Annotated in this window: 1 protein-coding gene; it reads left to right on the top strand. The window is 31.8% G+C overall.

Translation table 11 applies throughout. The features are described from left to right. Positions 1 to 538: hypothetical protein (locus I7X29_RS15275; RefSeq protein ID WP_198475905.1), on the top strand; the 538-nt coding region annotated here is incomplete at both ends.

Genomic DNA, 538 nt, shown 5'->3' with positions numbered 1-538 from the left:
GTACTTAACTCACAGAAAGCTCAAAAAGGTTTCTTTTTAAAGCAATGCGTCTCTACCACTGATATGCTTTTACTGTATTTTGTATTAGATAAATACCTAAGTGCATTAGCCGATAAAACTATTTTAGATAGGACTACAAGAGGAGAATTATGGCTATTTATTAGGAACGTATACAGCTATCTTACCCATGCAAAAATACCTTTTTACAAGGAAAAATATATAGATAAAGTACATTACTTTGGGAAGAACTATTTTGTGCCAATGCAAACTTTTCCAATAGATGCATTACTCAAAGAAATGCACTGTAAGGATGTATTAAATGCTATTCAAGAGTATAAGGGCACTCCGAAGTATCTTATTGAGTCATACGAAAATGGAAGGGATAAGACAGATTCTTTCTTTTTCTTTTTGATCATCAAGCAGTTGTATTATTCTATTCTCAACTACAAAAAGGAGGGTAATAATGGGTTTGTTACTTTCTATAAGGAAAGAGAAAAGTACTATCGCTTTGCAAGAGATTTTTCACAAGCAAAAAATT

Origin of the sequence: Capnocytophaga periodontitidis, assembly GCF_016126015.1 — a bacterium.
Classification (GTDB): Bacteria; Bacteroidota; Bacteroidia; order Flavobacteriales; family Flavobacteriaceae; genus Capnocytophaga; species Capnocytophaga periodontitidis.
This window is presented reverse-complemented; position numbering and strand designations above follow the sequence as displayed.